Here is a 23,103-nt window from a genome sequence, read left to right on the forward strand (position 1 = left end):
TCACTTCACCAGCGGCAGGTTGTCGCCGCGCCACGACGAAACGCCGCCCGACAGCTTGGCTGCGGTGAAACCGGCCTTGAGCAGCTCGCTGGCCACGTGTCCGGCGTGCTGACCGGCGGCGTCGACGATGATCAGGGTCTTGGATTTGTACTTCTCAAGCTCCGAAGTACGGGACATGACCTTGTCCTGCGGGAAGTTCAGGGAGCCGACGATATGACCGGTGGCGTAGTCCTTCTTGGGACGCACATCGATGACCACCGCCTCGTCACGGTTGACCAGCGCGGTCAGTTCACCGGTGCTCAGGCTTTTGCCGCCCTTGTTGAGTTCTGTCGCGATCAGCAGTGCCAGCAGGATGACGAAAGCGCCAGAGATCAAATAGTGATTAGTGGCAAATGCAATCAGGTGATCAACCATCATTAGGTTCCAGGGCGTTAAAATGTCGGCCAGTATACACAGCCCCCAAGGTCGGCCAAAGCCCGTACGGCAGTGACGCCGTTTGAACTTGTCCCTAAACTGTCGATCTTTTTTCTACTTCACCTTATTAGCCAAGAGTGGGATCCATGACTACCACGCCTAAACCTCTGGTTCTGATCATCCTGGACGGCTTCGGTCACAGCGACAGCCACGACGGCAACGCGGTCTACGAAGCGACCGCCAGCAAGAAGACGCCGACCTTCGATCGCCTGTACAAGACCATGCCCAATGGCCTGATCTCCGGTTCCGGGATGGATGTCGGTCTGCCAGACGGTCAGATGGGCAACTCCGAAGTGGGCCACATGAACCTGGGTGCCGGGCGCGTGGTGTATCAGGATTTCACCCGCGTGACCAAAGCGATCAAAGACGGCGAGTTCTTCGAGAACCCGGTCATCTGCACCGCCGTGGACAAGGCCGTGGGCGCTGGCAAGGCCGTGCACATCATGGGCCTGCTGTCTGACGGCGGCGTACACAGCCATGAAGACCACCTGGTGGCGATGGTCGAGTTGGCCGCCAAGCGCGGCGCTGACAAGATCTACTTGCACGCCTTCCTCGATGGTCGCGACACCCCGCCCCGCAGCGCGCACCAATATCTGGACACCATGGAAGCGGCCTACGCTCGCCTAGGCAAAGGTCGTACGGCCACGATCATCGGCCGTTACTTCGCCATGGACCGCGACAACCGTTGGGACCGCGTCGAATCGGCCTACAACCTGATCGTCGACGGCACGTCTGAATTCCAGGCCGACACCGCCAAGGCGGGCCTGGACGCCGCTTATGCCCGTGACGAAAACGACGAGTTCGTTAAAGCCACCCGCATCGGCGAGCAGGCCAAGGTCGAAGACGGCGACGCCGTGGTCTTCATGAACTTCCGCGCCGACCGCGCCCGCGAACTGACCCGCGTGTTTGTCGAAGACGATTTCAAGGACTTCGCCCGCGCACGTCAGCCAAAACTCGCCGATTTCGTGATGCTGACCCAATACGCTGCCTCCATTCACGCGCCTGCGGCGTTCACCAAAGGCAGCCTGGACAACGTTCTGGGCGAATACCTGGCCAAAAATGGCAAGACCCAGCTGCGCATCGCCGAAACCGAGAAATACGCCCACGTGACCTTCTTCTTCTCGGGCGGTCGCGAAGAGCCCTTCAAAGGCGAAGAGCGCATCCTGATTCCTTCGCCGAAAGTCGCGACTTACGACCTGCAGCCTGAAATGAGCGCGCCGCAAGTCACGGACAAAATCGTGGACGCCATTGAAAATCAGCGTTACGACGTGATCATCGTCAATTACGCCAACGGCGACATGGTCGGCCACAGCGGCATCATGGAAGCGGCAGTGAAGGCCGTGGAATGCCTGGATGTGTGCGTCGGTCGCATCACCGAGGCGCTGGAAAAGGTCGGCGGCGAAGCGCTGATCACCGCCGACCACGGCAACGTCGAGCAGATGACCGACGAGCACACTCACCAGCCGCACACCGCGCACACCTCCGAGCCTGTGCCGTTCGTGTACGTCGGCAAGCGTGATCTGAAGGTGCGCGAAGGCGGCGTTCTGGCGGACGTTGCACCGACCATGCTGACCCTGTTGGGCCTGGAAATCCCGAAAGAGATGACCGGCACATCGATTCTGGTCGCCAAGTAAGCGCTATAAACCGGCCTGCCACGCGCTGACAGGCCGGTTTTTGTGTGAAATGTCTGAAAGCCACGCCCTCAGAGCGTTTTTTTTGCAGCCACCGGCGGGCATACTAAGCCCGTCCTCACTCCCGGTATCGCCCAACCCCATGCTTCGCGCCCTGATCGCCCTTGCTTTGATTTGTCTGCTCAATCCGGCTTTTGCCGACGATGAGCGCGCACAAACCCAAAAACAGCTGGATGCCACGCGTCAGGACATCACTGAACTGAAGAAGGCCCTGAGCCAGCTGCAGGAAGAAAAATCCGGCGTTCAGAAAGATCTGCGCTCAACCGAAACCGAAATGGGCAAGCTGGAAAAGCAGGTGGAGGCCCTGCAAAAGGAACTAAAAAAGAGCGAAACCGAGCTACAACGGCTCGATGAAGAGAAAAAAAAACTCCAAAGCGCACGCGTTGAACAACAGCGACTGATCGCGATTCAAGCCCGCGCCGCTTACCAGAGTGGCCGCCAGGAATACCTCAAGCTGCTGCTCAACCAGCAGAACCCCGAGAAATTCGCCCGCACCTTCACTTATTACGATTACCTGAGTCAGGCTCGCCTCGAGCAGCTGCGCAACTTCAACGAAACCCTGCGCCAGCTGGCCGAAGTCGAAAAGGACATCGACCTGCAGCAAGCGCAACTGCTGGTTCAGAAGAGCTCGCTGGATGACCAGAAGTCCCAGCTCGACACCGTTCGCCAGGAGCGCCAGGTCGCGCTGGCCAAGCTGAATCAGGACTACAAGGCTCGCGACCAAAAGCTACAGGCGCGCCAGCAGGATCAGGCAGACCTGACTAAAGTCCTCAAGACCATCGAAGAAACCCTCGCCCGTCAGGCCCGCGAAGCCGAAGAAGCGCGTCAGAAAGCGCTGCTGGCCCAGCAGGAAGCCGAGAAACGCCAGCGCGAGCAGCAGCAGGCGATGGCGAGAAACCGTGGCAAGGACGACAGCGATGAAGCCCCTCGCAAGCCGACAAAGGCTCCGGGTGCAATGGTTTCCAGCGCGGGTCAGTCCTTTGGCGGCGCTTTTGACCAAGCAAAGGGAAAACTTCCTTGGCCTGTCGATGGTCGATTGTTGGCGCGTTTCGGTGAAACCCGCGGCGATGACGAGCGGACCAAGTGGGATGGCGTGATGATCAGTGCTGCTGCAGGCAGCCAGGTGCGCGCTGTGCATGGTGGTCGCGTGGTCTTTGCCGACTGGTTGCGCGGCGCTGGCCTTCTGGTCATTCTCGACCACGGAAACGGCTATTTGAGTCTGTACGGTCACAACCAGAGTCTGTTGAAGGAAGCTGGGGACGTTGTCAAAGCCGGGGAAGCGATCGCCACTGTGGGCAACAGTGGTGGCGGTCAGGACACTCCGGCGCTGTATTTCGCTATTCGTCAGCAGGGTCGCCCTAGTGATCCGGCCCAATGGTGTCGCACTCAAGGATAAGTCGACGCCTCACTCAGGAGTTCGTAAGACATGCTGTTTTCGTCCCGCCTCACCTCGCTGGCCCTGACTCTCGCCGTGATCATCGGTGCTCCGCAGGCCATGGCTGCCGGTGCCGCTCCGGCTGCGACCCCTGCTGCCTCCGCGCCCGCCAACGCCGCGAACATCAAGGCGCCGCTGCCGCTCGACGAGCTGCGCACCTTTGCCGAGGTGATGGACCGGATCAAGGCTGCGTACGTCGAGCCTGTGGATGACAAGACCCTGCTGGAGAACGCCATCAAGGGCATGCTCAGCAACCTTGACCCGCACTCTGCCTACCTGGGCCCGGAAGACTTCCAAGAGCTGCAGGAAAGCACCAGCGGCGAGTTCGGTGGCCTGGGCATCGAGGTCGGTGTCGAAGACGGCTTCATCAAGGTGGTCTCGCCGATCGATGACACCCCGGCCTCCAAGGCAGGCATTGAGGCGGGCGACCTGATCGTCAAGATCAACGGCGCGCCAACCCAGGGTCAGACCATGCAGGAAGCGGTCGACAAGATGCGCGGCAAGATCGGCGAGAAAATCACCCTCACTCTGGTACGCGACGGCGGCAACCCGTTCGACGTGACGCTGGCCCGCGCGACCATTCAGGTCAAGAGCGTGAAGGCGCAGATGCTCGAGCCGGGCTATGGCTACATCCGCATCACGCAGTTCCAGGTCAAGACCGGTGAAGAAGTCGGCAAGGCCCTTGCCAAGCTGCGCAAGGACAACGGCAAGAAGATGAACGGCCTGATCCTCGATCTGCGTAACAACCCCGGTGGCGTCCTGCAGTCAGCGGTCGAAGTGGCGGACCATTTCCTGACCAAGGGCCTGATCGTCTACACCAAGGGCCGCATCGCCAACTCCGAACTGCGCTTCTCGGCAGACCCGGCCGACGCCAGTGAGGGCGCGCCTCTGGTGGTACTGATCAACGGCGGCAGCGCCTCGGCCTCCGAGATCGTCGCCGGTGCCTTGCAGGACCAGAAACGCGGCATCCTGATGGGCACTGACACCTTCGGTAAAGGCTCGGTGCAAACCGTTCTGCCTCTGGCCAACGACCGCGCGCTGAAGATCACCACGGCGTTGTACTTCACGCCGAACGGTCGCTCGATTCAGGCCCAGGGCATCAACCCGGACATCGAAGTCAAACGCGCCAAGGTCACTACCGAAGCCGATGGCGAGAACTACAAAGAGGCCGATCTGCTCGGCCACCTGGGCAATGGCAACGGCGGCGCGGACAAACCGACCACCAAGTCCAAGGCTGGCAAGGCGCGTCCGCAGGACGACGATTACCAGCTGAACCAGGCCCTCAGCCTGCTCAAGGGATTGAGTGTGACGCGCGGCAATTGATATGCGCTTATGGTTGACCAGGCTCCTCGGAGCCCTTGCGCTTGTGACGGGTGCTGCCCATGCGGCACCCGCTGAAACCTCCGACACCGACGCAAAACCTGCGAAGGTCGCCTACATCAGCCTGATCATCGACGATCTCGGCCAAAGCCCCGAGAAGGACAGCCGTGCGCTCGCCCTTCCCGGCCCCGTGACGCTGGCGATCATGCCTGACACCCCCCACGCTACCGACTTCGCGCGCCAGGCCCACAAGGCCGGCAAGACGGTGATGCTGCACATGCCGATGGACCCGGCCACCGGGCCTTATGCCTGGCGGCCGGATCTGCCGCTGCCGGAGCTGGAGTCGCGCCTCAATGCCGCGCTGCTGAAAGTGCCGTACGCGGCAGGCATCAACAACCACGAGGGCAGCCGCATGACCGCGGAACCTGTGGCGATGGCCTGGCTGGTCGGTGAGTTGCAGCGTCGGCACCTGTTCTTCGTCGACAGCCGCACCAGCGCCAAGACCGTCGCCGCTGCCGAGGCGCAGAAGATTGGTCTGGCGAGTGTTTCACGGGATGTGTTCCTGGACGACGAACGCAACGCCGAGGCCATCAACGGTCAGCTGCAAAGCGCGATCCGCCTGGCCCACAAACAGGGCTCGGCCGTGATGATCGGCCACCCGTATCCGGTGACGATGGACGTGCTGGAGCGCGAGCTGCCTAAACTCAAGGCTCAGGGCATCGACTGGATCGAACTGCGCCACATGATCAGCCTTCGTGGCAACCAGGCCATGGGTCGGCATGGGAAGAATGGGGTTTATCGGTAGGTCGAGTGGCTTGAGACTTCCTGTGGGAGCGAATTCATTCGCGAGACGGCGGTACATCCGATGAGGATTTATCGACTGTAAGGGCCTCTCGCGAATGAATTCGCTCCCACAGGGTCAGCAGCACCCCAGGCAAGTAACCAAGCGTGCAGTCAGAGGTATTTCCCAAGGATGCTATCGACCAGCCCTTCCTTGCGCAGCTGATCCAGCGCCGTCTGCAGCTTGTTCACCACTTCATCCGGCGTCTCCTTGTTCAACGCCAGAAACAGCTCCGCGCTGTTGAAGCGCAACACGGTCTTGAGGCCTGTCACCCCTTCCTGCCTCGCCAGATAACGCCCCGCCGGATCACCCGTCGCCCAGAGATCGATCTGGCCTTCGACCAGCTTGCGCGCGTTGTCCTTGTCGCTGAGCACGGTGATCGGTTTCATGCCCTGACGCCCGAGTACCTCGGCAATGGCATCGCCTTTGTACGCGCCGATCTTGTATCGCCGAGCCTCTTCGAGGGTGTTGAGCTGAATCGGGCTGTCGGCTTTGGCGAGCATGATCCAGTCGTCCGGCCCGATGGGGCCGACCCATTTGAAGAGCTTCTCGCGCTCAGGCAAACGCGCGGTCACGAACACGCCGTAACCGGGCTTTTCCAGCGCGAGCTTGTAAATGCGATCCCACGGAAAGCGCAGGGTCAGGTTGTAACCGATCCCGGCGCGCTTGAAAGTCTCACGGACGATCTCGACGGCAATGCCCTGGATATTGCTGTCCTGAGCGAAGTTCTTGCCGTCGATGGCCATGTTGTAAGGCGGGAAATTCTCGGTCAGCAGCACCATCGAATACGCTGGCGCATCGTCTGCCCGAGCGGCGCCCGAGAGCAATGTCGCAACGCTGATCAGCGCAAGCAAAACACCTTTGAACATATCCCTGGCACCCGATCCTGACGACGGCAAGAGAGTGCCGCTAACGCCGGGCGTTGTCCAGTTCAGAGAGGGGGTTGGTCGCTTTCAGAACAGAAGTGGCTTGAAGTGTCTGCGACGGCGATTGCGCAATGATCGCCTAACCATGCACAAACCCTGTGGGAGCGAATTCATTCTGGGCGGCATTCCGACGATTGGCCCTTACATCCAATAGATTTTCATCGGATGTACCACCGCCTCGCGAATGAATTGGCTCCCACAGGTTAGGGGTGTGCATTGAGCGTGTAAGCCATCAGCGAACGACGATGCCCTGTTTGGCCATGAACGCCTTGGCTTCCGGGACGGTGTATTCGCCAAAGTGGAAAATACTCGCCGCCAGTACCGCGCTTGCATGGCCTTCCAGCACGCCGTCGGCCAAGTGTTGCAGGTTGCCCACACCACCGGACGCAATCACCGGAATGCCCAGCGCATCGCTGATTGCGCGAGTTACGCCCAGGTCGAAGCCATTTTTCATGCCGTCCTGGTCCATGCTGGTCAGCAGAATTTCACCGGCACCCAGGCCTTCCATCTTCATCGCCCACTCGACAGCATCCAGCCCTGTCGGCTTGCGACCGCCATGGGTAAAGATCTCCCAGCGCGGGGTTTCGCCCGGGCCGGACACCTTCTTGGCGTCGATGGCGACGACGATGCACTGCGAACCAAAACGTGCAGCGGCCTCACCGACGAACTCCGGGTTGAATACCGCTGCCGTGTTGATCGAGACCTTGTCGGCCCCGGCGTTGAGCAGGTTGCGGATGTCCATCACAGTGCGTACGCCACCGCCCACGGTCAGCGGGATGAACACCTGGCTTGCCATGCGCTCGACAGTGTGCAGCGTGGTGTCGCGACCATCGACGCTGGCGGTGATGTCGAGAAAGGTGATCTCGTCTGCGCCCTGCTCGTCGTACCGACGGGCGATTTCCACCGGATCACCGGCGTCGCGGATGTTCTCGAACTTCACGCCCTTGACCACGCGACCGTTGTCGACGTCCAGGCAAGGGATGATGCGCTTGGCGAGGGCCATGGGCCTATTCTCCGAAAACTGCCGGACTCGCGACCGACATCAATATTGAGTTTGAAACCGGATCCCTGTGGGAGCGAATTCATTCGCGATTGGACTTGAGAGCCGATGAATTTCTATCGGCTGTACTGGCCTCTCGCGAATGAATTCGCTCCCACAGGATCAGCGCACGTTAAGCCTTGTATGAATCGCAGAAAGCCTGAGCTTCGGCGACATCCAGCGTGCCTTCGTAGATTGCACGGCCGGTGATCGCGCCGATGATGCCCGGAGCCTTCGCATCCAGCAGCGCCTTGATATCGCCCAGATTATGAATGCCGCCCGACGCGATGACCGGAATCTTCGTCGCCGCAGCCAGCGCCGCGGTGAATGGCACGTTGCAGCCCTGCATCATGCCGTCTTTGGCGATGTCGGTATAAACGATAGCCGACACGCCGTCCGCTTCGAAACGCTTGGCCAGGTCGATCACCTGCACCGAACTGACTTCAGCCCAGCCGTCGGTGGCGACGAAACCGTCTTTGGCATCCAGACCGACGATGACCTTGCCCGGAAACGCGCGGCAGGCCTCGGCAACGAACTCAGGCTCTTTGACGGCCTTGGTGCCGATGATCACGTAGCTCACGCCGGCCTTGACGTAGTGCTCGATGGTTTCCAGCGAACGAATGCCGCCGCCAATCTGGATCGGCAGGTTCGGGTAGCGCTTGGCGATCGCCGTGACCACTTCACCATTGACCGGCTGGCCTTCGAACGCGCCGTTCAGGTCGACCAGATGCAGACGGCGGCAGCCACCGTCGACCCACTTGGCAGCCATGCTGACAGGGTCATCGGAGAACACCGTGGAATCTTCCATGCGGCCTTGGCGCAGGCGCACGCAGGCGCCGTCTTTAAGGTCGATAGCGGGGATAATCAGCATGCTTTTTCCTTCGTCAAAAGAGCTGCAAGCTGCAAGCCGTAAGCTGCAAGCAGGCACGCGTAAATCGGTCTTGCAGCTTTAAGCTTGAGGCTTGTGGCTGCCTTTAATTTTTCTCGAGCGCCCAAACGTCGCTTTCGATGCTTTCGAACCGCTCTTTCAAGTGTGCCTGAACATCGAAGATCGCTCGGTTGTAATAGTGCGGGGCAATTTCGCGGGTGAACAATTCAAGGATTTCGGCCGCTTCGAACGAACCCAGGTCCAGTTCGAAGCGATCCTCCATGAACCGCTTGATCTTGTGACACGCCTCGCTCTCCTGCTCGGGAGTGAGGGTCAGGATCGGCGGCTTGTTCTTTTTGCTCATTACCAGCGACCGTCCCACGCGGCGAAGTTCTGCAGCAATTGCAGGCCATGGGTATGGCTCTTCTCGGGGTGGAACTGCACCGCAAAGCGCGAACCGTCAGCCAGCGCGGCAGCGAAATCGAGGCCGTAGTGACCACGACCGACGATCTGCCGAGGGTTCGGCGAGTCGATGTAATAGCTGTGCACGAAATAGAACCGCGCCTTGTCCGCAATGCCGTGCCACAGCGGGTGATCCACCGACTGCGTGACTTCGTTCCAGCCCATGTGCGGGACTTTCAGGTGCTGGCCGTCTTCATGAAGATCCTTGCCGAAAAAACGCACCTGGCCGGGAAACAGGCCAATACAATCGACACCGTCGTTCTCTTCGCTGCGGTCCATCAGCGCCTGCATGCCGACGCAGATGCCGAGAAACGGACGGTCCTGGCTGACTTCACGCACCAGCGCATCGAAGCCCAGACGACGGATTTCAGCCATGCAGTCGCGAATGGCGCCCACACCGGGGAAGACGATGCGGTCGGCTTCGCGGATCACGTCAGCGTCGCTGGTGATCAGCACACGGCCTGCGCCGACATGCTCCAGCGCCTTGGCCACCGAGTGCAGGTTGCCCATGCCATAGTCGATAACGGCAACGGTCTGCATTACAGCACGCCCTTGGTCGACGGCATTTGGCCTGCCATGCGGTCATCGAGCTCCACGGCCATGCGCAGCGCGCGGCCGAACGCCTTGAACACGGTTTCGATCTGGTGATGGGTGTTGTGACCACGCAGGTTGTCGATGTGCAGGGTGACGTTGGCGTGGTTGACGAAGCCCTGGAAGAACTCCTGGAACAGGTCCACGTCGAAACCACCGACCGTGGCGCGGGTGTAGGGCACGTGCATCTGCAGGCCAGGACGGCCGGAGAAGTCGATGACCACGCGCGACAGCGCTTCGTCCAGCGGGACGTAGGCGTGGCCGTAACGACGGATGCCTTTTTTGTCGCCGATGGCTTTGCTGAACGCCTGACCCAGCGTGATACCGACGTCTTCCACGGTGTGGTGGTCGTCGATTTCAAGGTCGCCGTTGCAATCGAGTTCGATGTCGATCAACCCGTGACGGGCGATCTGGTCGAGCATATGTTCAAGAAAAGGCACACCGATATTGAATCGGGCCTTTCCGGTGCCATCCAGGTTGATCGAGGCTTTGACCTGGGTTTCCAGGGTGTCGCGCTCGACGAACGCCTTACGTTCGGCCATCACCAGCTCCGCAAAATCATTGGGCGAAAAGGCGGACATTATAGGCGTGTGGCGGGGAAACAGAAACACGAAGGGCGATATCACTGACGGGCTGAATCCGCCGCCGCGAGCGTTAGACATGTGCATACAAGCACATACGAGATGACGCCAAACCCTGTAGGAGCGCGCTTGCCCGCGATTACGGTGTGTCAGACAGCCAATCAATGGCAGACAAATTGCAATCGCGGGCAAGCGCGCTCCTACGGGTTCGATGTCGGCCCAATCAGGCCGACATCGAGAGCGGCTTAGTGAAACAGCACCGCAGTCTTTTGCAGGGTGATCCACACGCCCCACGCCAGCGGAATTCCCACCGCCAGCCAGGCCAGGATCGCCAGAGGCTTGGTGCTTGCGTCGGCCTTCCACTCCAGCGAAGTGGTGTGGTCAGCGCCGGCATCGTGACCGATGGCCTGCTCGGCCTTCAGTTCTTCTTCAGTCATGAAGTACTTGTCGGCCACCGGACGCACCAGCATGTTGCAGATGAAACCCAGCACCAGCAGGCCTGCAAGGATGTACAACGTGATGTCATAGGCGTCGGCACGGGCAACGCCGTGGCTCAGCTGATACTCACGCAGGTAGTTCACCAACACCGGGCCCAGCACGCCAGCGGCGGCCCAGGCAGTCAGCAGACGGCCGTGGATCGCACCCACCATTTGCGTACCGAACAGGTCGGCCAGGTAAGCCGGAACGGTCGCGAAACCGCCGCCGTACATCGACAGCACCACGCAGAAAGCCGCCACGAACAGCGCAACGCTGCCCAGATGGCCCAAAGTCGGTACCGACGCGTACAGCAAAAAGCCCAATGCGAAGAACACGAAGTAGGTGGCTTTACGGCCGATGTAATCGGAGAACGACGCCCAGAAGAAGCGACCGCCGATATTGAACAAGCTCAGCAGACCGGTGAAGCCCGCCGCGATGGCCGCGATGGCCGCCAGTTGCGAAGCGTCCAGCTGCGCGAAGCCCTGATCGGTGCCCAGCAGCTTGCCGCCGAACACTTCCTGCAGCAGTGGCGAAGCCATGCCGAGGATGCCGATACCCGCCGAAACGTTCAGGCACAGCACCAGCCACACCAGACGGAATTGCGGGGTTTTCCACGCAACGCTGACGTGTACGTGGCGGTTGGTGATCATCGCGCTGTTGGTTTTCTTGACCGGTGCGGTCCAGCCTTCAGGTTTCCAGCCGGTTGGCGGAACGCGGTAGGACAGTGCGCCACCGATCATGAAGATGAAATAGATCACCGCCATGGCCACGAAGCTCTGCCATACGCCGACGCTGTCAGGGGTTGCGAAGTGGCTCATCAGCGCGGTCGCCAGTGGAGCACCCACCATCGCGCCGCCGCCGAAGCCCATGATCGCCATGCCAGTGGCCATGCCACGCTTGTCCGGGAACCACTTGATCAGGGTCGACACCGGCGAAATGTAGCCCAGGCCCAGACCGATACCACCGATCACGCCCGAACCGATCCACATCAGCCAGATCTGGTGGGTGTAGACACCCAGCGCCGAGATCAGCAGACCGCCACACCAGCACAGCGCCGAAACGACACCGGCCTTGCGCGGGCCTGCGTGTTCCAGCCAGCCGCCCCAGATGGCCGCCGAGCAGCCCAGGAAGATGAAGAACAGGGTGTAGATCCAGCCGAGCATCGAGATCGGCCAGTCGCAGGCGGAAGAGAAAATCTGCTGGAAGAACCCCATGTCTGCAGGACAGGCTACGGCGGTCTTGATGCCGATCGCCTTGGACAGCGGCAACCAGAATACGGAGAAGCCGTAGGCCATGCCGATACACAGGTGGATGGCCAGTGCCGCAGGCGGAACCAGCCAGCGATTGAAGCCACGCTTGGCGATAATGCGCTCTTTGGACAAGAACGCAGGCTGAGCAGCAGAACCGCTCAGAGCAGTGCTCGAAGTCATTATTTTTTGCCCCTATTTGTAGTGGTGTCACGCAAGAACTGCGGCAACGCTTCCGCCACCTCTCTTAATGCACGCAAGCATCGGAAGTTTTATCGGCAGAACAGCCTCATAACGTGACAGTTCGACGCAGGTATTACTGCGAACGGCGAGAGATTAGCATTTGCTACGTGACAGGAAGCATTCTGCTACTACCTTTTTTATGCCGTCTGTCATTGTATGAATCCGGAACACGGTCTGTAGGAACACTCCGGAATGACCGTAAATTCCCGCTGTCCCAGTTGTTGCGCACCGTCCAGTGCGCCGCGCAAGGCCGATGCAGGCCCAGCGCCTGCGTGAGAACGCTATACTCGCGGGCTACATTTTGAACGACTCGATTACAAGGACTCGCCCATGAAAGCGTTCGGCAAAATCCTGGGACTATTCATTCTCGGGCTGTTGCTGATCATCGTGGCTCTCGGCTTTGCCCTGACCCATCTGTTTGATCCCAACGACTACAAAGACGAGATTCGTAAGCTGGTCCGCGACCGGGCGCACGTCGAACTGACCCTCAAAGGCGACATCGGCTGGAGCCTGTTCCCCTGGCTGGGCCTTGAGCTGCATGACGCCAGCGTCGCAACGCTGACCGAGCCGACCAAGCCGTTCGCTGACCTGCAGATGCTCGGTCTGTCCGTGCGCGTGCTGCCGCTGCTGCGCAAGGAAGTGCAAATGAGCGACGTGCGCGTCGAAGGCCTGGACCTGATGCTGACCCGTGATGAGAACGGCCACGGCAATTGGGAAGACATCGGCAAGAAGCCCGTCGTCGCGACCGATCCGGCACAACCGCCAGCGCCTGCACCCACACCTGGGTCCGACAGCTCCGCCAAGCCGGAAAAATCCTGGCAGCCGCTCAAGCTGGACATCGACAGCCTGACCGTGAACAACGCGCGGATCGATTTCAATGATCTGCAGACAGCCCGGCAATTCACCGCCGAGAGCATTCAGCTGAGCACCGGCCCCGTCCATAACGCGACCGACATCCCGATCAAGCTGACCGCTTTCCTCAGCACCAATCAGCCCGTCGTGCGCACCAAGACCGAACTGACCGGCAAGCTGCGCTTCGACCGCGCGCTCAAGCGTTATCAACTCGACGACATGCGCTTTTCGGGCGAAGCGGCGGGCGACCCGCTGCAAGGCAAGACCCTGACCTTCTCCGCCCAAGGCCAGTTGCTGGCCGACATGTCGGCCAACGTCGCTGAATGGACCAACCTCAAGCTCTCGGCCAACCAGCTGCGCGCCTTGGGTGAGCTGCATGTGCGCGACCTGGACAAGGCGCCGCAGTTGAGCGGCGGCATTTCCATCGCCCAATTCAACCTGCGCGAATTCCTCGACAGCGTCGGCCAGACCGCCCCCACCCTGGGCGACAACAGCCTGACGAAACTGGAAATGGTCAGCCGCATCGCCGCCACCCAGAACAGCGTGTCGCTGGACGACCTGACCCTGAGGCTCGACGACAGCACCTTCACCGGCCGCTTGGCCGTGGAAGACTTCGCCAAGCAGTCGCTGCGCCTGCAACTCAAGGCCGACACCTTCGACGCTGACCGCTATCGTCCGCCACAAAGCGATCAGGCCAAGGCCGCTGGCGCTGCGCGCAAGTCCGAAGTACAGAGCGGTGAAGCTGAAGCCATGGTTGCCTCGGGTACTTCGCCCCTGCCGACCCAGCCCACTCAAGGCGCCTGGAGCGACGCACGGCTGCTGCCTCAAGAGCGCCTTCGCACGCTGGACGTTGACGCCGACGTGAGCTTCGGCAAGCTGACGGTCGAAAAACTGCCGATCCAGAACGCAGCGCTGAAAACCTCGGCGCAGGGTGGCTTGATCACCCTGGACAGCCTGCGCGGCAACCTCTACAACGGCAATTTCGAGGTCAAGGGCAACCTCGATGTACGCCCGGACGTGCCGCTGGCTGCCGTACAGACCCGGATCGTCAGAGTGCCGGTGGAGCATTTCATCCAGAGCCAGGGCACCACGCCACCCCTGCGCGGCTTGCTGACGCTGAACAGCGACGTCACCGCCAAGGGCAACAGCCAGAAAGCGCTGGTGGAAAGCCTCAACGGCACGGCCAACTTCGCGCTGAACGACGGCGTGTTGGTCAATGCCAACCTTGAGCAGCAGCTATGTCGCGGGATTTCGGTGCTCAACCGCAAAACCCTCAGCGGCGAACCGCGCGGCAAGGACACCCCGTTCCAGCAGCTCAACGGTAACTTGGTGTTGCGCAACGGTGTGGCGAGCAACCCAGACCTGAAAGTCCGCACGCCGGGCCTGACAGTCAATGGCGACGGTGACATCGACCTGCGCGTGATGGGCATGAACTACCGCGTCGGCGTGATCATCGAAGGCGACAAGAGCGACATGCCGGACCCGGCCTGCGAGGTGAACCCGCGCTTCGTCGGCGTCGAATGGCCGATCCTCTGCCGCGGCCCGCTGGAACTGGGCGCCAAGGCCTGCCGCCTGGACAACGAAGGCTTGGGCAAGGTCGCCGCCAAACTCGCCACTGATCGCATTGGCGACAAGATCGACGAAAAGCTGGGGGACAAGGTCAGTCCTGAGCTCAAGGACGCCATCAAGGGATTGTTCAAGCGGTAATATTGGCAGCCCGCATTGCCTCTGTGGGAGCGAATTCATTCGCGAGACGGTAGTACAGACGACAAACATTCATCGACTGTACGAGCGTCTCGCGAATGAATTCGCTCCCACAGTGGTTCCGGGTTGCCACACATTGATGCGCCACTTCTCACAGTCCGGAACCACTGATGCAACCCGAGCAGTTTTCCTCCGCCGTCCTCGACTGGTACGACCGTCACGGCCGCCACGACCTCCCTTGGCAACACGACATCACGCCCTACCGCGTCTGGGTGTCGGAAATCATGCTGCAGCAAACCCAGGTCAGCACCGTGCTCGGCTACTTCGACCGCTTCATGGAAGCCCTACCCAGCGTCCAGGCCTTGGCCGATGCGCCGGAAGACGAAGTGCTGCACCTGTGGACTGGCCTTGGCTACTACACCCGCGCCCGCAACCTGCAAAAAGCCGCGAAGATCGTCGTTGCCGAGCACGGTGGTGAATTCCCCCGCGATGTGGAAAAGCTCACCGAGCTGCCCGGCATCGGCCTGTCCACCGCCGGAGCGATCGCGAGCATCAGCATGGGCCTGCGCGCGCCGATCCTGGACGGCAACGTCAAACGCGTGCTGGCGCGCTTCACCGCCCAAGAGGGCTACCCGGGTGAACCCAAGGTGGCCAAGCAGATGTGGGCGACCGCCGAGCGCTTCACGCCCCACAGCCGCGTCAATCACTACACTCAAGCGATGATGGATCTGGGCGCCACGCTCTGCACCCGCAGCAAACCCAGCTGCCTGCTCTGCCCGCTGGAGCGCAGCTGCGAAGCCCACATGCTCGGCCAGGAAACCCGCTACCCGGTGCCCAAGCCGCGCAAGGCCGTTCCGCAAAAGCGCACACTGATGCCGATCTTCGCCAACCGAGAGGGCGAAATCCTGTTGTATCGCCGCCCGTCCACCGGGTTGTGGGGCGGTCTGTGGAGCCTGCCAGAGCTGGACGCCTTCGACGACATGCAACACCTCGCCGATCAGCATTCGCTGGAGATGGGCCAACACCAGGCGCTGCCAGGGCTGATCCACACGTTCAGCCATTTCCAGCTGACCATCGAACCCTGGCTGGTTCGGGTCGAGGAGTCCGCCCATCACGTGGCCGAGGACGACTGGCTCTGGTATAACCTCGCCACCCCGCCGCGCCTGGGCCTCGCCGCCCCGGTGAAAAAGCTGCTGAAAAACGCAGCCGACGTTTTGAATGCAGGAGAGTCGTCATGACCCGCACCGTAATGTGCCGCAAATACAAAGAAGAACTGCCAGGCCTGGAGCGCCCACCGTATCCGGGCGCCAAGGGCGAAGACATCTACAATCACGTCTCGCAGAAAGCCTGGGCCGACTGGCAGAAACACCAGACCCTGCTGATTAACGAGCGTCGCCTGAACATGATGAACGCCGAAGACCGTAAATTCTTGCAGACCGAGATGGACAAGTACCTTTCGGGCGAGGAATACGCCAAGGCCGAAGGCTACGTTCCACCGTCCGAATAACCCCATTCAGAAGGCGTCAAACGTAAGCGGAGGAAATAATTCGATTTTTTTTCAAAAACTTTCTTGACGACCTCCTGAAAAACACGTTTAATGCGCCCCGTTGCCCAGATAGCTCAGTCGGTAGAGCAGGGGATTGAAAATCCCCGTGTCGGCGGTTCGATTCCGTCTCTGGGCACCACTAATACCGAAAAACCCCTGCATCGAAAGATTCAGGGGTTTTTTATTGGGCGCGATTCGGGGCCGATCATTGCTCGGCCACCCTTGGTTAATCCTCGCAGCTGCGCTTCAATAACCCACCGCACCGTCACCCTCGCCTGCAAAAGGACCGATCCGCATGGCCTCCCCAGACAAACAGCACAAACGTGCCCAGCGCGCCAAAGCCAAAGCCAAGCAGAACCGTTCGGGCAAGGGCAAACCGAGCGTCGTGCATCCCGTGCTGAACCACGCGTCTGTCAACGAACCGTTCGATGACGTGACGATCGACCTCAGCACCTTCGATTTCAAGGACATCATGGAAAACGGCTTCGAGCCTGCGGACTACGATGACCTGTTCCAGGCCATGAGAGCTGCCGAGTCGATCAGCCTGCTGGCGATGTGTGTCGTGTTCCTGCAATACCCGGTGCTGGAACTGGTGATCGCAGAGGAAGAGGAAGACTCGGCCACCGACTTCCTGATGGCCTTGCTGATTGTCTACCGCGGCATCTTTCATGACGAAGAGGAAGAAGTAACCGTCGAGTGGCTGGGCAGCGATACCTTCCAGGATGCCTACAATCAGGCGTCGGACATCTTGACCAGAAAGAACTCGCGAGACGCGGGCCGCCGCTGACACACGCGCTTTAATTTGCATGACCCCGATCAAGACGGTAGCTTTTCGCCATTACGAGAATGCAATTCCTTCTCAATAAGGCTACCGTTTTGACACATCACCCCTCCCCTTCATCCTCCCCCGTAGCGGACGAAGCGAGCGGTTACTCCAGACCCCGAATTTTCCTGCACTGGCTGTCCGCCGCGATCATCCTCTGGGCCACCTTCAGTGGCTTCGGCGTCGTGCTGCTGGACCGGAACGATCCGCTGCGCCAATGGGTCGAGTCCTTCAACCCGCAGATCACCAGCCTGTTCATCCCCTTCTTCGCCTGGCGCCTGTGGCTGGCCATCAAGAGCACTTCTGTCCGTGAACGCACCACGGCGCAGGAGCGCGTCGCCTCAGCCGCTCACAAGGCGATCTACGCGGCAGTTTCAGGGGTGTTGATCACGGGTGTGCTGATGATGAGCCATCCAGTGACGCTCATGGCCCTCATACCGTTGCCACAACTGATTCACTCGAAGATGGCACTTGCTGAGCTGCACGACCTGCATCACGTGCTGTGCGCGATTCTGGCGGGGTTGGTGGCGCTGCACCTGGCGGCGGTGGTAATGCATCAGGTGCGGGGGAAGTCGGTGTTGGGGCGGATGCGCTGAAGTCACCCCTTTCAAGCCCCACCCCTAGAGGCGCCCCCATAAAAAATTCCGTTATTACTGATTTTGGCTGGTAATAACTGGCGGTTCGAGCTCAGCCAGAAGCGCTTCGATATCTACAGGGATGGTTGGCCCACCCCGGCGGGCTTTCACAAGTTCAACCAATGCCTCATCGTCCTCCCAGTCATCTTCCCAAGAGCCTCCTCCCTCTAAACCATCCAAACCTTTACCCATGAGATATCTCCAATCTCCTTTTCGTCTGGTGATAATGCTATTGAATCAGCGCTAGAGAAATCCTTTTACCCTCCTGCTCAAGCAACGCTGCATAACACATCAAAATTCAAAAAAAACGGCCACCCTCACTCCTGAGGGCAGCCGTTTTTTCTCACTGGCAACGCCAGCTCAATCACCCATCAATTGAGCACAACCTTCCCGGCTTTCACTGCCTTGCGGCGGCTCGACACGATCAAGCCGGCCGCGACCACCAGAATGCTCAGCAGGCCGGTGGCGATGATTTCCATGCGGTGGCCTTCCTGGAACAGCATGATGGTCAACACCGCGACGATGAATACGATCACCGCCCAGGTCAGCCCTGGGAACAGCCACATGCGGAAGTCGATGGCCTGGCCTTCTGCTTCGCGTTTACGGCGCATGCGCAGCTGCGAGACGGCGATCACCAGGTACACCAGCAGCGCGATGGCGCCGGAGCTGGCGAGCAGGAAGTCGAACACGGCAGCCGGCGCAACGTAGTTGGCGAACACGGCGACGAACGCCGCAGCGGTCGACAGCAACACGGCCCAGTACGGGGTGCCGGCTTTGCTGGTGCGCTGGGAAACGGCTGGAGCATCGCCGCGCTTGCCGAGGGAGAACAGCATGCGCGAGGCAGTGTACAGCGCCGAGTTCAGGCAGCTGGTGACGGCTACCAGAACGACGATGTCGACGATCAGCTTGGCGTTCGGGATGCCCATCAGGTCGAGCACGGTCTGGTAGGAACCGACCTGCGCCAGACGGCTGTCATTCCACGGCACCAGTGCCACGACCAGGAAGATCGAGACGAGGTAGAACAGGCAGATCCGCCAGATCACCGAGTTGGTGGCCTTGGTGATTTGCTGGCCTGGGTTCTTCGATTCTGCCGCCGCGATGGTGACAATTTCAGTCCCCATGAACGAGAACATGGTGGTCAGCATCGCTGCCAGTACCGCGCCCATGCCGTTCGGCAGGAAGCCGTTGGTGTCCCACAGGTGGCTGACGCCGCTGACCTGGCTGTTTGGCAGCAGGCCGAACACCGCAGCAATGCCCAGAATCACGAAGCCGATGATGGCCAGCACCTTGATCAGCGCGAACCAGAACTCGAATTCACCGTAGTTTTTCACGCTGAACAGGTTGGTCGCGGTCAGCACCAGAGTGATCACCAGCGTGAAGACCCAAATGGCCACGTTCGGGAACCAGGCGTGCAGGATCGTAGCGGCAGCGTTGGCTTCCAGCGGAATCACCAACACCCAGAACCACCAGTACAGCCAGCCGATGGTGAAGCCTGCCCAGTGACCGATCGCGCGGTCGGCGTAGGTCGAAAACGAGCCGGTGTCCGGGGAGGCAACCGCCATCTCGGCCAACATGCGCATCACCAGCACCACCAGCGTGCCCGCTGCAGCGTAAGCCATCAGGACGGCGGGGCCTGCTTCGGCGATGGCATGACCGGAACCAACGAAGAGGCCCGCACCGATCACACCTGCAATGGACAGCATGGTGATGTGGCGCGACTTGAGCCCTTGGTCGAGGTTTGAAGAATTTGGGGTACTGCTCATGTAAGCAACCTTTAAGGATTTTTATACGGATCAGGACGGTTTGTGATCATTCGTAAAAAGATAACAACGGTCCTGTTATTTATTTTTTACGCAAGAAGTGCGCCAAGATATTTCAAAAGCGACGTCGTACGCGGATATGCCCGTGACAGAGGCGTTCGGTAAGTGTTTGAGAAAAATAGCGTTTTGCCATTTCTGTAAGAAACGTTACCAAGCGCAACAGGATAGAGACGTTTTGCCGCACCGAAAATACACACTCCCCGATAAACGACACCAATTCAGCGCATAAATCCGACATCCCATCGTCAGCCTGGCCGAAACACCCTTCCCCACGGCGTTTAAAGCTGGCACCATCGCGCCCTTTTTGCGCATCGTCAGCTCGATTGCCGTGCGTTATCTGCACCGAACACATGAGGACCCGACATGGCCGAGGCCGCGCCCGCCCTGGAAATCCGCAACCTGCACAAACGCTACGGTCAGTTGGAAGTGCTCAAGGGCATCTCCCTGACCGCGCGCGATGGCGACGTGATTTCGATCCTGGGCTCCTCCGGTTCCGGCAAGTCCACGCTGCTGCGCTGCATCAACCTGTTGGAAAATCCGCACAACGGTGAAATCCTCGTCGCCGGCGAAGCGCTCAAACTCAAAGCCACGCGCAAGGGTGAACTGATTGCCGCTGACAATCGTCAGATCAATCGCCTGCGCAGCGAGATCGGTTTCGTCTTTCAGAACTTCAATCTGTGGCCACACATGACCGTGCTCGACAACATCATCGAGGCCCCGCGCCGCGTGTTGGGTCAGAGCAAAGCCGAGGCCATTGAAGTCGCCGAAGCGTTGCTGGCCAGAGTGGGCATTGCCGATAAACGTCATGCCTACCCGGCGCAGCTGTCGGGCGGTCAGCAACAGCGCGCGGCCATCGCCCGCACGCTGGCGATGCAGCCTAAAGTCATCCTGTTCGATGAGCCGACGTCCGCGCTGGACCCCGAGATGGTGCAGGAAGTGCTTAATGTGATTCGTGGGCTGGCCGAAGAAGGCCGGACCATGCTGATGGTGACTCACGAAATGAATTTCGCCCGGCAGGTATCCAGTGAAGTGGTTTTCCTGCACCAAGGGCTGATAGAGGAACAAGGATCGCCGCAGCAGGTCTTCGACAACCCGCAATCGGCGCGCTGCAAACAATTCATGTCCAGCAATCGCTAACGGAGCAACATCGATGCAGACCCTGAAAAAACTCCTGGTGACCGCTCTTCTGGTCGTCGCTTCCAGCGCCGTTGCTGCCGACACCCTGAAAATGGGCATCGAAGGCGCCTACCCGCCGTTCAACAACAAGGACGCCAGCGGCCAGGTCGTGGGCTTCGACGTCGAGATCGGCAACGCCCTGTGCGCCAAGATGAAAACCACCTGCGAAGTGGTCACCTCCGACTGGGACGGCATCATCCCGGCGCTGAACGCGCAGAAGTTCGACTTCATCATCTCCTCGATGTCGATCACCGAAGAACGCCAGCAGGCCGTGGACTTCACCAATCCGTACTACTCCAACAAGCTGCAGTTCATCGCGCCGAAGGCGAGCAACCTGGGCGCCACCAACGACGCCATCAAGCAAGCCCTCAAAGGCAAGACCATCGGCGCCCAACGCGCCACGCTGTCGGGCACCTGGCTGGAAGACAACTGGGGCGACGACGTCACCGTCAAGCTGTACGACTCGCAGGAAAACGCCTTCCTGGACCTCACCTCCGGTCGCGTCGACGCGCTGCTGGGCGACAAATACGCCAGCTACGAGTGGCTGAAAAGCAAGGAAGGCGAGACCTTCGAATTCAAGGGCGAACCCCTGCCGGGCGACGACAAGATCGGCATCGCCGTGCGCAAGGACGACCCCCTGCGCGAGAAGCTGAACGAGGCGCTGAAGGAAATCATCGCCGACGGCACCTACAAGAAGATCAACGACAAGTACTTCCCGTTCAGCATCCTCTGACCTGCCTGACCCGCCCTGCCGAGACGCTTGCGGCAGGGCTCATCTGTGACCAAGCAAAGCCATGAATTTCGATCTCCAAGGATTCGGCCCTGCCCTCGCGGCTGGCGTGCTGATGACGATCCAACTCGCGCTGTCAGCCCTGTGCCTGGGCCTGGTTCTGGGCCTGCTCGGGGCGCTGGCGAAAACTTCGCCCAATCGCGCCCTGCAATGGATCGGCGGGACCTATTCGACGCTGGTGCGCGGCATTCCTGAATTGCTCTGGGTGCTGCTGATCTACTTCGGCACTGTCAGCTCGATGCGCGCCATCGGCCATGTGTTCGGCATTCCCAACCTGTCGCTCAGCGCGTTTGCCGCAGGCGTGATCGCCTTGGGCCTGTGCTTCGGCGCGTACGCCACTGAGGTGTTTCGCGGGGCCATGCTGTCGATTCCCAAAGGCCATCGCGAAGCCGGTCTGGCGCTGGGCATGTCGCGCTCGCGGATCTTCATCAAGCTGGTCATGCCGCAGATGTGGCGCATCGCCCTGCCGGGCCTGGGCAATCTGTTCATGATCCTGATGAAGGACACCGCGCTGGTGTCGGTGATCGGCCTTGAGGAAGTCATGCGTCACGCGCAGATCGCCGTCACGACCACCAAACAGCCCTTCACCTTTTATATGGTCGCGGCATTCATGTACTTAGGGATGACCGCGCTGTCGATGATCGGCTTGGCCTGGCTCGAACGACGCGCCTCGGTCGGCTTCACAAGGAGCGCGTCATGAGTTGGGAATTCGTCGTCAAATGGCTGCCCAAACTGCTGCAGGGCGCGACCCTGACGCTGGAACTGGTGGCCGTCGCCGTGGTGCTCGGCCTGATCCTGGCGATTCCCATGGGCATCGCCCGCGCCTCGCGCAGCCCCTACGTGCGCGCCCTGCCCTACGCGTACATCTTTTTCTTTCGTGGCACGCCGCTGCTGGTGCAGCTGTTTCTCGTCTATTACGGCCTGGCGCAGTTTGACGCCGTGACCCGAAGCGCGTTCTGGCCCTACCTGCGCGAGCCTTTCTTCTGCGCCGCGCTGACCATGACGCTGCACACCACGGCCTACATCGCCGAAATCCTGCGCGGCGCGATTCAGGCCGTTCCGCCTGGCGAAATCGAAGCCGCCCGCGCGCTGGGCATGTCCAAAGGCAAGGCGCTGCTGTACATCATCCTTCCCCGCGCCGCGCGCATCGGCCTGCCTGCGTACAGTAATGAGGTCATCCTGATGCTCAAGGCCAGCGCCCTGGCCAGCACCGTGACCCTGCTCGACATCACCGGCATGGCCCGCACCATCAACGCACGCACCTACATGCCGGAGCAGACATTCTTCATCGCCGGGCTGATCTATCTGGTGATGTCCTTCGTGCTGGTGCAGGGCTTCAAACTGCTGGAGCGGTACTTGCGGGTGGAGGCGAGCCAGGGGCGCTGAGGTTTCCAGCCATCGCCTGCCGACCCGCTTTTGATTCTGGGGGAGCGAATTCATTCGCGATGCGATCGTACATCCGACACATCTCAACCGGATGTACCGCCGCCTCGCGAATGAATTCGCTTGTATGTTTAGACTTGATGGGGCGGGCAGGACAGGAAATTCGAATCTGACTCTAG

The 23,103-nt window shown here is 60.4% G+C and carries 23 protein-coding genes and 1 tRNA gene; 14 read left to right on the forward strand and 10 right to left on the reverse strand.

Annotated elements, in window-relative coordinates:
- Positions 1–414 (reverse strand): rhodanese-like domain-containing protein, encoded by a 414-nt coding sequence (locus AC07V9_RS27910; protein ID WP_120127971.1) that lies wholly within the window; start codon positions 412–414, stop codon positions 1–3.
- 146 nt (positions 415–560) lie between these two features.
- Between AC07V9_RS27910 and gpmI the strand changes: the two genes are divergently transcribed.
- The 4 genes from gpmI to AC07V9_RS27930 all read left to right on the forward strand — a co-directional run bounded on the left by gpmI (position 561) and on the right by AC07V9_RS27930 (position 5,725).
- Positions 561–2,108 carry a 2,3-bisphosphoglycerate-independent phosphoglycerate mutase gene (gene gpmI / locus AC07V9_RS27915; RefSeq protein ID WP_495018846.1) on the forward strand — a complete coding sequence of 516 codons (1,548 nt, stop codon included), beginning with the start codon at positions 561–563 and terminating at the stop codon, positions 2,106–2,108.
- A 139-nt stretch (positions 2,109–2,247) separates the two neighbouring features.
- Entirely contained in the window at positions 2,248–3,561 is a 1,314-nt protein-coding gene (locus tag AC07V9_RS27920) for a murein hydrolase activator EnvC family protein (protein WP_495018847.1), read from the forward strand.
- A 30-nt stretch (positions 3,562–3,591) separates the two neighbouring features.
- On the forward strand, positions 3,592–4,923 hold the full coding sequence (locus AC07V9_RS27925; RefSeq protein WP_495018848.1) for a S41 family peptidase: 1,332 nt from the start codon (positions 3,592–3,594) through the stop codon (positions 4,921–4,923).
- A gap of 1 nt (position 4,924) precedes the next feature.
- Positions 4,925–5,725, forward strand: coding sequence for a divergent polysaccharide deacetylase family protein (locus AC07V9_RS27930; RefSeq protein WP_495018849.1), 801 nt, complete (start codon positions 4,925–4,927; stop codon positions 5,723–5,725).
- Between the two features lie 149 nt (positions 5,726–5,874).
- On the opposite strand, the gene AC07V9_RS27935 is transcribed toward AC07V9_RS27930, so the two are convergent.
- The 7 genes from AC07V9_RS27935 to AC07V9_RS27965 form a co-directional block, all read right to left on the reverse strand.
- Positions 5,875–6,630, reverse strand: a complete 756-nt coding sequence (locus tag AC07V9_RS27935; RefSeq protein WP_495018850.1) for a substrate-binding periplasmic protein — start codon at positions 6,628–6,630, stop codon at positions 5,875–5,877.
- 289 nt (positions 6,631–6,919) lie between these two features.
- A complete protein-coding gene (gene hisF / locus AC07V9_RS27940; RefSeq protein ID WP_495018851.1) occupies positions 6,920–7,690 on the reverse strand; it encodes an imidazole glycerol phosphate synthase subunit HisF in 771 nt (256 codons plus the stop codon).
- Between the two features lie 169 nt (positions 7,691–7,859).
- On the reverse strand, positions 7,860–8,597 hold the full coding sequence (hisA, locus tag AC07V9_RS27945) for a 1-(5-phosphoribosyl)-5-[(5-phosphoribosylamino)methylideneamino]imidazole-4-carboxamide isomerase (protein WP_495018852.1): 738 nt from the start codon (positions 8,595–8,597) through the stop codon (positions 7,860–7,862).
- Positions 8,598–8,700: 103 nt separating this feature from the next.
- Positions 8,701–8,958, reverse strand: a complete 258-nt coding sequence (locus AC07V9_RS27950) for a DUF2164 domain-containing protein (RefSeq protein WP_081563619.1) — start codon at positions 8,956–8,958, stop codon at positions 8,701–8,703.
- The gene (hisH, locus tag AC07V9_RS27955) at positions 8,958–9,596 is read right to left on the reverse strand and encodes an imidazole glycerol phosphate synthase subunit HisH (protein WP_495018853.1); all 639 of its coding nucleotides are present in this window, start codon (positions 9,594–9,596) and stop codon (positions 8,958–8,960) included. Before hisH ends, AC07V9_RS27950 begins: the two co-directional genes overlap by 1 nt.
- On the reverse strand, positions 9,596–10,189 hold the full coding sequence (hisB, locus tag AC07V9_RS27960; protein ID WP_495018854.1) for an imidazoleglycerol-phosphate dehydratase HisB: 594 nt from the start codon (positions 10,187–10,189) through the stop codon (positions 9,596–9,598). The genes hisH and hisB overlap by 1 nt, the downstream gene beginning before the upstream one ends.
- A gap of 284 nt (positions 10,190–10,473) precedes the next feature.
- Positions 10,474–12,135: an OFA family MFS transporter gene (locus AC07V9_RS27965; RefSeq protein ID WP_495018855.1), complete on the reverse strand. Its 1,662-nt coding sequence runs from the start codon at positions 12,133–12,135 to the stop codon at positions 10,474–10,476.
- A 390-nt stretch (positions 12,136–12,525) separates the two neighbouring features.
- Between AC07V9_RS27965 and AC07V9_RS27970 the strand changes: the two genes are divergently transcribed.
- From AC07V9_RS27970 to AC07V9_RS27995, 6 genes are all read left to right on the forward strand, one after another.
- The gene (locus AC07V9_RS27970) at positions 12,526–14,754 is read left to right on the forward strand and encodes an AsmA family protein (protein ID WP_495018856.1); all 2,229 of its coding nucleotides are present in this window, start codon (positions 12,526–12,528) and stop codon (positions 14,752–14,754) included.
- Between the two features lie 167 nt (positions 14,755–14,921).
- A complete protein-coding gene (gene mutY, locus AC07V9_RS27975; RefSeq protein ID WP_495018857.1) occupies positions 14,922–15,989 on the forward strand; it encodes an A/G-specific adenine glycosylase in 1,068 nt (355 codons plus the stop codon).
- On the forward strand, positions 15,986–16,258 hold the full coding sequence (locus tag AC07V9_RS27980) for an oxidative damage protection protein (protein ID WP_166594215.1): 273 nt from the start codon (positions 15,986–15,988) through the stop codon (positions 16,256–16,258). The genes mutY and AC07V9_RS27980 overlap by 4 nt, the downstream gene beginning before the upstream one ends.
- Before the next feature lie 102 nt (positions 16,259–16,360).
- Positions 16,361–16,436: transfer RNA gene (locus tag AC07V9_RS27985), tRNA-Phe, on the forward strand.
- A 156-nt stretch (positions 16,437–16,592) separates the two neighbouring features.
- Positions 16,593–17,084: a hypothetical protein gene (locus AC07V9_RS27990; protein ID WP_495018858.1), complete on the forward strand. Its 492-nt coding sequence runs from the start codon at positions 16,593–16,595 to the stop codon at positions 17,082–17,084.
- A gap of 89 nt (positions 17,085–17,173) precedes the next feature.
- The gene (locus AC07V9_RS27995) at positions 17,174–17,716 is read left to right on the forward strand and encodes a cytochrome b (RefSeq protein ID WP_495018859.1); all 543 of its coding nucleotides are present in this window, start codon (positions 17,174–17,176) and stop codon (positions 17,714–17,716) included.
- Positions 17,717–17,770: 54 nt separating this feature from the next.
- Here AC07V9_RS27995 and AC07V9_RS28000 read toward each other — a convergent pair whose 3' ends face one another.
- Complete coding sequence (locus tag AC07V9_RS28000; protein ID WP_495018860.1) at positions 17,771–17,947, reverse strand: hypothetical protein; 177 nt, start codon at positions 17,945–17,947, stop codon at positions 17,771–17,773.
- Positions 17,948–18,126: 179 nt separating this feature from the next.
- The gene (gene gabP, locus AC07V9_RS28005) at positions 18,127–19,518 is read right to left on the reverse strand and encodes a GABA permease (protein WP_495018861.1); all 1,392 of its coding nucleotides are present in this window, start codon (positions 19,516–19,518) and stop codon (positions 18,127–18,129) included.
- A gap of 420 nt (positions 19,519–19,938) precedes the next feature.
- Here gabP and AC07V9_RS28010 point away from each other — a divergent pair, with 420 nt between their 5' ends.
- The 4 genes from AC07V9_RS28010 (at position 19,939) to AC07V9_RS28025 (ending at position 22,927) form a co-directional block, all read left to right on the forward strand.
- The gene (locus AC07V9_RS28010; protein ID WP_495018862.1) at positions 19,939–20,712 is read left to right on the forward strand and encodes an ABC transporter ATP-binding protein; all 774 of its coding nucleotides are present in this window, start codon (positions 19,939–19,941) and stop codon (positions 20,710–20,712) included.
- Between the two features lie 13 nt (positions 20,713–20,725).
- On the forward strand, positions 20,726–21,484 hold the full coding sequence (locus AC07V9_RS28015; RefSeq protein ID WP_495018863.1) for an ABC transporter substrate-binding protein: 759 nt from the start codon (positions 20,726–20,728) through the stop codon (positions 21,482–21,484).
- A 61-nt stretch (positions 21,485–21,545) separates the two neighbouring features.
- The gene (locus AC07V9_RS28020) at positions 21,546–22,241 is read left to right on the forward strand and encodes an ABC transporter permease (RefSeq protein ID WP_495018864.1); all 696 of its coding nucleotides are present in this window, start codon (positions 21,546–21,548) and stop codon (positions 22,239–22,241) included.
- Entirely contained in the window at positions 22,238–22,927 is a 690-nt protein-coding gene (locus tag AC07V9_RS28025; protein WP_495018865.1) for an ABC transporter permease, read from the forward strand. Before AC07V9_RS28020 ends, AC07V9_RS28025 begins: the two co-directional genes overlap by 4 nt.
- Positions 22,928–23,103: the final 176 nt, after the last annotated feature.

The sequence above is a fragment of the Pseudomonas sp. GW821-FHT02A11 genome (assembly GCF_059421985.1).